Annotated in this window: 13 protein-coding genes; 4 read left to right on the forward strand and 9 right to left on the reverse strand. The window is 61.9% G+C overall.

Features of this window, described 5'->3' with window-relative positions; genetic code table 11:
* Positions 1-154 precede the first annotated feature (154 nt).
* The 7 genes from WBQ77_RS02300 to WBQ77_RS02330 all read right to left on the reverse strand — a co-directional run bounded on the left by WBQ77_RS02300 (position 155) and on the right by WBQ77_RS02330 (position 2485).
* Entirely contained in the window at positions 155-490 is a 336-nt protein-coding gene (locus tag WBQ77_RS02300; RefSeq protein ID WP_424044346.1) for an HK97-gp10 family putative phage morphogenesis protein, read from the reverse strand.
* A 2-nt stretch (positions 491-492) separates the two neighbouring features.
* On the reverse strand, positions 493-606 hold the full coding sequence (locus tag WBQ77_RS02305) for a hypothetical protein (RefSeq protein ID WP_424044345.1): 114 nt from the start codon (positions 604-606) through the stop codon (positions 493-495).
* Positions 567-848, reverse strand: coding sequence for an HK97 family phage prohead protease (locus WBQ77_RS02310; RefSeq protein ID WP_424044343.1), 282 nt, complete (start codon positions 846-848; stop codon positions 567-569). Before WBQ77_RS02310 ends, WBQ77_RS02305 begins: the two co-directional genes overlap by 40 nt.
* A gap of 9 nt (positions 849-857) precedes the next feature.
* Positions 858-989 (reverse strand): hypothetical protein, encoded by a 132-nt coding sequence (locus tag WBQ77_RS02315; protein WP_424044342.1) that lies wholly within the window; start codon positions 987-989, stop codon positions 858-860.
* A gap of 87 nt (positions 990-1076) precedes the next feature.
* Positions 1077-1277, reverse strand: coding sequence for a hypothetical protein (locus tag WBQ77_RS02320; RefSeq protein WP_424058744.1), 201 nt, complete (start codon positions 1275-1277; stop codon positions 1077-1079).
* Positions 1278-1890: 613 nt separating this feature from the next.
* Positions 1891-2037, reverse strand: a complete 147-nt coding sequence (locus WBQ77_RS02325; RefSeq protein ID WP_424044339.1) for a helix-turn-helix transcriptional regulator — start codon at positions 2035-2037, stop codon at positions 1891-1893.
* Between the two features lie 73 nt (positions 2038-2110).
* Complete coding sequence (locus tag WBQ77_RS02330) at positions 2111-2485, reverse strand: hypothetical protein (RefSeq protein ID WP_424058745.1); 375 nt, start codon at positions 2483-2485, stop codon at positions 2111-2113.
* 615 nt (positions 2486-3100) lie between these two features.
* Between WBQ77_RS02330 and WBQ77_RS02335 the strand changes: the two genes are divergently transcribed.
* The 4 genes from WBQ77_RS02335 (at position 3101) to WBQ77_RS02350 (ending at position 7156) form a co-directional block, all read left to right on the forward strand.
* Complete coding sequence (locus WBQ77_RS02335) at positions 3101-3385, forward strand: hypothetical protein (RefSeq protein ID WP_424044335.1); 285 nt, start codon at positions 3101-3103, stop codon at positions 3383-3385.
* Between the two features lie 178 nt (positions 3386-3563).
* Positions 3564-5837, forward strand: a complete 2274-nt coding sequence (locus WBQ77_RS02340) for a transglycosylase domain-containing protein (RefSeq protein ID WP_424044333.1) — start codon at positions 3564-3566, stop codon at positions 5835-5837.
* A 39-nt stretch (positions 5838-5876) separates the two neighbouring features.
* Positions 5877-6545, forward strand: coding sequence for a DUF1214 domain-containing protein (locus WBQ77_RS02345; protein ID WP_424044331.1), 669 nt, complete (start codon positions 5877-5879; stop codon positions 6543-6545).
* Positions 6536-7156, forward strand: a complete 621-nt coding sequence (locus WBQ77_RS02350) for a DUF1254 domain-containing protein (protein ID WP_424044329.1) — start codon at positions 6536-6538, stop codon at positions 7154-7156. Before WBQ77_RS02345 ends, WBQ77_RS02350 begins: the two co-directional genes overlap by 10 nt.
* On the opposite strand, the gene WBQ77_RS02355 is transcribed toward WBQ77_RS02350, so the two are convergent.
* Together WBQ77_RS02355 and WBQ77_RS02360 are read right to left on the reverse strand one after the other, a co-directional pair.
* Complete coding sequence (locus WBQ77_RS02355) at positions 7145-7336, reverse strand: hypothetical protein (RefSeq protein ID WP_424044328.1); 192 nt, start codon at positions 7334-7336, stop codon at positions 7145-7147. The genes WBQ77_RS02350 and WBQ77_RS02355 overlap by 12 nt on opposite strands.
* Positions 7337-7449: 113 nt before the next feature.
* Positions 7450-7822 (reverse strand): DUF1491 family protein (locus tag WBQ77_RS02360; RefSeq protein ID WP_424058747.1); only part of this gene is annotated, 373 nt, incomplete at its 5' end.

The raw sequence follows: 7822 nt of genomic DNA on the forward strand, positions 1-7822 counted from the left end.
TGCTCCGCCGAGCAGGGATGTAAGCGCGGGTGCATTGGAAAGAGTCTGATAGATGCTGCGTTGGAGAGCCCAACTTGCGGCAGTCATTGCTGTCCTCCACCAAATAACGTTAGTGGTTATGTAGGAATGCTGCAGTCGGTTACAATGGCTTGCCTCATTGCTTCGCCAAAGGCGCATGTAAAGTATTTGTGAGGTCTTGCTTAATACGAGGTAAACGCGCGCGAAAAACCGGCCAAAGAAAAGGGCGCGCCCGCATCTGACGCGTACCGAATTCCAAGAAGCGCCCGGCCCTGTGCGGCGTCCCTATCGCAAAGCACAGCCGGTCGCCGTTGCTTTCCTCAATCGTTTTAAGCGTTTTGCCAAGCCGGCCGGGAGTGGCCCGCGCAGCGCTGGCCCTGACCGTCTCCGCCTCGCTTGCGAGCATCTTCCCGGTCGCTTCTTCGAGCCCCTTGGCCGCCAAGCGCTGTTTGAATGCCTCAACGCCTTTCACGGTCAGCGCGTTGACAGATCGCGCTCCTCGCAAACACAGCGCAGCCGACGGTGCCGTTCGCCCAGATCAGCGGCCGTCAGGATCTCGAAAATGCTCGTCCCCAGACGGCACCGCATGGCGGGCCGGACGCCGTCCCGGTAGCGCAACACGATCTCATAGGCGCGCCGGCCGACATCAAGGACAGCACCTCGCGGGCGCGGGTGACTTCCGGCATCAAGCGCCCCTCGGCGAAGAGGCCGCGCTCATCCTCGGCCAGTTCCAGCCACACGCCGATGGGCTCGTTGCGGTCGTGCTGGAACAGCAGCTTCACGCCGCGCGCGTCCTGCGTGCTCAGGCTTTCGCGGAAGGCGCCCGGCATGACGAGGTCCTAGCCGAGATCCACCTGGCCGAACACGCTCGCATAGCCGGAGAAAGTGCCATCGGGCTCGACGGCTTGCAGATTGACGAGCACGAACTTAACCTCGCGCTCAGGCGCCATTTCGCCAAAGCGTTGCACCATGATGATGGATCTTTCTCGTTGGGCGCGCCCGCCAAAAGGGTCAGCCCAAGAAAGGGTCAGTCCGTTGAGATCACGCTGTGCGAAGCGTCAGACACCCTTCATCGCAACGCCTAATGTCAGCATGCCCCAACCCAGCATGGCCGACCAAAATGCAAAATGCGAAACGGACCCAAACCCACCGTCAATCACGCCGAGCACACCGAGCAAATACAGCACGAGCGCGACGACCACGCAGACGATGGATACGTAGAAAACGTTCTTGGTGGGTGGTGTTAGACGTAGTGCCATAGCCCCTCTCCTTACCGATTCTTAGCTTTTGAGTCCCGGCGGAAGGGTAGCATGCACGGCCGCGCCAGCCCAGACGCGCGCCGCAATGGAGCAGCACCCCTTAGAACGGCAAGTCTTAGGGCGGCGGAGCGCAGGATAGGCTGTCGCCACCATCGATAGCGCCATATCCAACGGCCGCCCGCCCGCCGATGCTTGCGTAATGTGCGGTCGTTGATGCCGTGCTGATGGGCGATCCGGCGCAACAACATACCCCTATGGAGAATGTCTTACTGCACCGCTTCCCAATCAATGGGGGCCGCAGAGGCGCACACAGCCGCATCACTTCACTGCCGACCGTGCGGGGATGCGTCATGGGCACCATTTTTTGGAAGTCGGGTCGATGGTGTTTGGTCGCGCGGTAGGGTAGATAAAAATCACACTCGAGAAACCAACAACGCCGCCCCATTTCTGGAAGCGGCGTTCTAAACGCGATCAGCGACGCGGAACTTGGAGGGAACGTCCCCCTCAAGGGGCCGTGCCCCTCGCCCAACTGTCGCGTTGTAGAGAGAAGCTGCCCAAACAGCGTCACGCTGTCAAGGATTTTTTTCCTAGCTTTTCGGCGCGAGAGCGCTTCCTAACCCTCCGCCACCTCCAGCACCCTATTCCCAGCAAGCTCTTTCGCCGGTTCCTTGGCGGCGATTTGGATGTCGTGGCGGCTCTGCATGTTCATCCAGAACTCCGGCGTGGTGCCGAACACCTTGGCGAGGCGCTGCACGGTCAAGAAAATGTCTCACAGCGTGATATGACCCGAGCAGAGACGCGGAGCCCCCTACTCTGCCTTCGGGCGGAGCCCCCTACTCTGCCTTCGGCTTGCAGGGAATGCCGTCGGCGAAGCACTTCGAGTAGAGCCCTTGCACCGCGCAGCTGAGATTGGAGTCCTTGGCGAGATCGAAATCTAAGTCTGTGTCTGGGAAAACCTTCGCGGCCTTCTCCATCCAATCCTCGATGGCCACGGTCTCAGCCTTGTCCCGGTCGGCGGTGAAGCCCGGCCCGCTGCCCGTGAGCATCTCGGTGCCGCATTCGAGATCGGCCGACCCCCCGACCTCCGCGTCCGGCTTCGGCACGGACAGATCGAACGCGTCGTCTTGCGCGAATGCCTGTTGCGTTAAAGTCATCAGCCCCAACGCGGCGGCGATTGCGACGATCTTCTTCAAGGCAATGCTCTGCATGGCCGGCACGCTCCCTCCCGGTGACCCTTGTCTTCTAACGGGTGTCTTATTTTGGTCGGCTTTCTTCGTCTCGCTGGAATGTTTCTGCGATCCCAAGCGGCATTGTTCCCGGCCTTTCCGGGAGATTCAAGCACGGCTGCCGCGCTCGTCCATTTGGCGCCGCGCAATCGACTTTCGAGAGTCACGGAAGCCCGCCAGGGGGCGTTCACCATCTGTGAAATGTTCCTGTCGCAAAAACCGCTCAATGCTCCTCCCCGCAACGAAGCCGAGCGCGGCCGGCCAGGCTCGGTCGGAACCAGGCCCGCGCTCCTCACGGCACTGTGATGGCGGCCGCCGCCTCGTTGACGGCCTGAGGCATTGGGCCGCGCATATAGTCTTGCCAATGCACTCGTTTACCTCAAATGTCGTGAAGGCGGCGCTTGGTGACGGCCTCAAGACCGTTTTGAGTTGGGTTGACGAGAAGAATGCGAGTGTCCAGGCGAGCGAGCTTCACGGCCGCGAACGTAAGGACGCTTGCAACCGGCCGGCACATTCGAACCGCTTGGTAACGTGCTAATAGTAGCGTTTTGCGTACAGCGATTTCCACGCCGGGCGCCGACGAGGGAACTTTCGACCGTGACAAGGCTGTGTGTGGCACTGTTGCTGGCCGCCGTGGTGGCCGCACCACTTGGCGCTTGCAGCCGTCGGGGCCCTGCCCCCGACGTCTCATTCCTGCCGACGGCAGCCGTCGAGGCCGAGGACAAGAAGGCCGCGTTCGAGGCGACCAAGGTCGTCTGCCTCGAGCAAGCCCGCCGCAAGGGGATCTCCTCGGTTACCCGCATCCTGCTGCTCAAGGGTAAGGTCTCCAAATCCGAATACGTGGATTGCATGGAGGCTCGGGGCTTCGCGGAGCTTGAGTAGGACCTTAAGCAGATCGGTGCGGTAGGAGGAAGATTGGGCCAGATTTTGCATAACGCACCGCATCAAAGCTCTATAAATGGCCGTATTCGATGTATACTTAACAACTTGGGCCGCCCTCTTGCGGGCGGCCGGTTTTTGTGTGGGCGGATCGCGCGCGCCCTAACGAGGTCGAACTCCATTGCGGGACATCCAGGGCTATAATCGAGTCAAGCTGATCGACTGGCTCAAGATCGATTCGTGGATCGACTCGGGGCTCTATTCCGCGCTGACGAGCTTCCGCGATTGGTGGGGCTCTTATTCGTCCTTTTTCGGCCGCTTCGAGGTCAAGGGCTTCTGGCGTGCCTGCAACGAGCTGGTCTGCGATGGCCTCACGCTGAGCGTAGCAGGCCTCCTCGTCGTCCTGGCCTTCGCGCTGCCTTCGTTCGAAATTGCCCAAGGCAAGATCAACCTTTCGGACGAGTTCAGCGTCACCTTCCTCGATCGCTACGGCAACGAAATCGGCAAGCGCGGCCTCTTGCGTGACGACTCCGTCCCGCTTGAGGAAATTCCCGACCACATGATCAAGGCCACCCTCGCCACCGAGGACCGCCGCTTCTTCGATCACTTCGGGATCGACCTCATGGGCACGACGCGCGCGCTGGTGCAGAACGCGCGCGCCGATACGGTTGTGCAAGGCGGTAGCTCTCTGACGCAGCAGCTCGCCAAGAACATGTTCCTGTCGCCCGAGCGCGCCATCACGAGAAAAATCAAAGAGGCGTTCATCGCCATCTATCTCGAAAACCATTACACCAAGCCCGAACTCCTCAAGCTCTACTTTGATCGCGCCTATCTGGGCGGCGGTTCCTATGGCGTGGAGGCGGCCGCACAGTACTACTTCAACAAGTCGATCCGCGACGTCACGCTGGCTGAGTCGGCCATGCTCGCCGGCATGTTCAAGGCGCCGACCCGCTATGCGCCCCATGTCAATCTGGCCGCGTCGCGCGCCCGGGCGAACGAGGTCCTGAGCAACATGGTTGAGGCCGGCTATCTCAGTGAGGGCCAGGTCTATGGCGCCCGGCTCAATCCGGCGCGCGTCATCGAGCGCGGCGATTCGAATACGCCGGACTACTTCCTCGACTGGGCTTTCGAGGAGGTGCAGCGGATCATGGGTGACAGGCCAAATCGTATCGTCGTCGCGCGAACGACAGTCGATCTTGGCCTGCAGAAGACGGCCGAGACCGCCGTCGAGGACACGATCTCGAAATTCGGCCGCTCACGGAACTTCAATGCGGGCGCCCTCGTCTCCATGGAGACAAACGGCTCCGTGCGCGCCATGGTCGGCGGCAAGGACTACGGCGTCAGCCAGTTCAACCGCGCGGCCCATGCCTACCGGCAGCCCGGCTCCTCGTTCAAGCCGTATGTCTACCTTTCTGCCATCGAGCATCTCGGCTACACGCCCAACAGAAGGGTCGTGGACGGATATGTGAGCTGCGGACGCTGGTCACCGAAGAACTATTCCGGCGGCTATCGCGGCGGCATGACCTTGCGCACGGCACTTGCGAAATCGGTCAATACGGTCGCCGTGAAGCTATCGCTCGAGGTGGACCGCGCGACCGTTCTCGCCGATTTGGACAAGATGGGCATCAAACATCTGAAGAAGACCTGCTCGATGGCGCTTGGCGATAACGGCATGACCCCGCTCGAACATGTCGGCGGCTACGCGGTGTTTGCATCGGGCGGTCTGGCCATTCGGCCTTATGGCATCGAGGAAATCAGCACGATCGGCGGACAGCTTCTTTTCAACCACGACCGCGATGTACCCAAGCCAGAACGGGTGTTCGATCTCAAGTCTGCCGAGATCCTCAATTCCATGCTGCAGACGGTCATCGATGCCGGCACCGGACGCCGGGCCAAGCTTGATTATACCAACGCGGCCGGAAAGACCGGAACGAGTTCCAACTATCGCGATGCATGGTTCATGGGATTCACCGGCCAATATGTCACCGGCGTTTGGTACGGCAACGACAACTTCTCTCCCATGGGCCGTGTGACAGGCGGCAGCTTCCCCGCGCAGACCTGGAAGACCTTCATGCAGGCGGCCTATGACGGCGACAACATGGCCACGGCGCCGGGCGTCACACCGCATCCGCGGCAGATCGCCGAACGGCGGCGGCTCGCCGCAGTCATGTCGCAGAACACCACGGCAGAACTTCCTGTGCCGCCGCCGATCGATACGTCCAAAGACATGTCGAAGGCAACGCGCCAGGTTCTTGGGAACATCGCCACCCTCCTGCAGAAGGCGCCGGCCGTGGCCCCGCGTAAAGCTGCACGGCAAAGCCGGGCAACCCCGCCCGCCGGCAACAAACCAAGTTCGAATGTGGCATCGGCCGGCGGAAACGCTGCCACGCGCAAGCCGATTGCAAATCGAAATGCGGAGCGGGCGGCGCGTGCAGCCAGCGCCGGCCGCCAGTAAGACGCCCGCGTTGCGCCAAGATCGAAAGACGATACTCGCGTGACAGCGCTCCCAAACATGCCGGTCTCCAACGCGCAGACCCACAACAGCCTCTGGCGCGACGAAGGCAGCACGTCCATGCGCGCGCTGGGCTATTTCATCGGCGCCTTTGCCGTGGCTTTGATCCTGGGTATCGGGTCGGCGTGGTACATGATCGAGCGGGGATCGATGCTGACGACCACGCGTATCGGACCGTGGACGAGCTGGCTCAGCGAAGGCAACCCCAACGCGGACCCCTATACGCGCGCCCATCTCGCCCGCAGCGGGCGCCTGCCGCTCAGTTCCACCGCCGCCCGCTACTTTGCGGCCAGCACAGACTCGAGCGGCGGCCGCTTGAGCGCGGCCTGCGAATATACGATCGCTGGAGCCCCTTTGAACGCCCGTTGGTGGTCGATCGCGCTTTACGACGCGCGCGGGTCCATCGTGCCCAACCCATCCAATCGGTATAGCTTCAACAGCGAGGAAGCCATTCGCCGGTCGGACGGTAGCTACGAAATCCATGTTTCGCAGAAGGTACGCCCGGGCAACTGGTTACCCAACGGAGACGATCCGGATCGCAATCTCACGCTTTTGCTGCGCGTCTACGGCCCCCGCGAAACCGACGTCAGCGGTATCGGTCAGATTCCGGCCGAGAGCCTCCCCAAGATCGAGCTCAAACGATGCGAGTAAGACTCCCCGGACTCTATATTGCCCTGGCGGTCGTCTTAGCCGGCCTCATTCACGTGATAGCCGTGCTCACGCTGCCGCAGCTCGCGCCACGTAATGCCCATGCCAGACTGGCGCCGCTCGGCCCCGCAAACACCATCATTCAGTTGCCGGCGGTGAACGCCGGACAGCAGGTCATGCCGAACATGGCGCCGGACGTGCGCTACGCGGCTTGCTTGTTCGATCTATCCGAGGGCCCCGTCCGGCTGCGCGCGGACATTCCCGACGAACTTTGGCTCATCGCGTTCTACACGCCGATCGGCGAGAACTTCTATACGGTTATCGGGGCGGACATGAAGCGTGGCAATGTGGACTTGATCGTCACGACCAAGGATCAGGCCGTCACGGACGCCACAGGCGACTCGCCCGAAGCACTTGAAAACCTGGTGGTGGTGAATTCACCCGTCACAAACGGAATCGCCTTGATCCGCGCGCCCCTGGCCGGGCCGAGCCGAGCCGGCGAGGCCGAACGGGCACTCAAAGCCACCTATTGCGGCAGACCGGCCGCACCGGCCCCCGTGGCGGTGCCCCCTGTAGGAGCGGCACCCGCCGCGCCAGTGCCGTCAGGCCGGTGACGTCGTTCGGGCTTTGGCCGAAGGCTCGCTGCTGGCGGTCTGCAGCGCCTGTCTTGGGGTGTCGTGGCGCTCAATGCGCACACCCGGGAATATGATGATCTCACCAAGCGCGCCCTCGCCCGGCGTCCCGTTTCGGGCGCCGCCGTGCTCAGTCACGCGGAATTCCAATATGGTCGCCATCTCAGGTCTCCGCGGCTTGCCTCACGCGATGCGCAAACGAAACAGCGCACAACACGCCTTTCGTGAATTAGGCCTCGGTTAAGGTTAACCAACCCCTAATGGCACCGCATCGCTCAAGCCGCGGTCAGCCCTTCGCCAAGAAAATGGCGTCCCTGTTTGTCCTCGACCGCAATCACCCATAGATCGGTATCGAACTCGGCTTGCCGCGCGAGATAGGTGTTGACCTTCTCCTCACCCGTCGGCTGGCCGTCGAAACACGGAACCCAGAGGCGCTCGGAATCGATCTCGGCCAGCCCCGCCGGTGCCGGCCCGTAAAGATTGAGCGTCCCGTCGAGCCGGTCGACAGCAATGAAGATCGCGCCGGCCTCGGCGTGACCGCGCCGGACCACAATCGCCGGGACATTTTCGACGGCACATCTGCGCAAATAGGCGCTCACCCAGATCCCGCTCTTCAAGCGCATCAGACGGCCTTCTTGGTTGGATGGA

It is taken from the genome of Methyloceanibacter sp. (assembly GCF_049590335.1).
Classification (GTDB): domain Bacteria; phylum Pseudomonadota; class Alphaproteobacteria; order Rhizobiales; family Methyloligellaceae; genus Methyloceanibacter.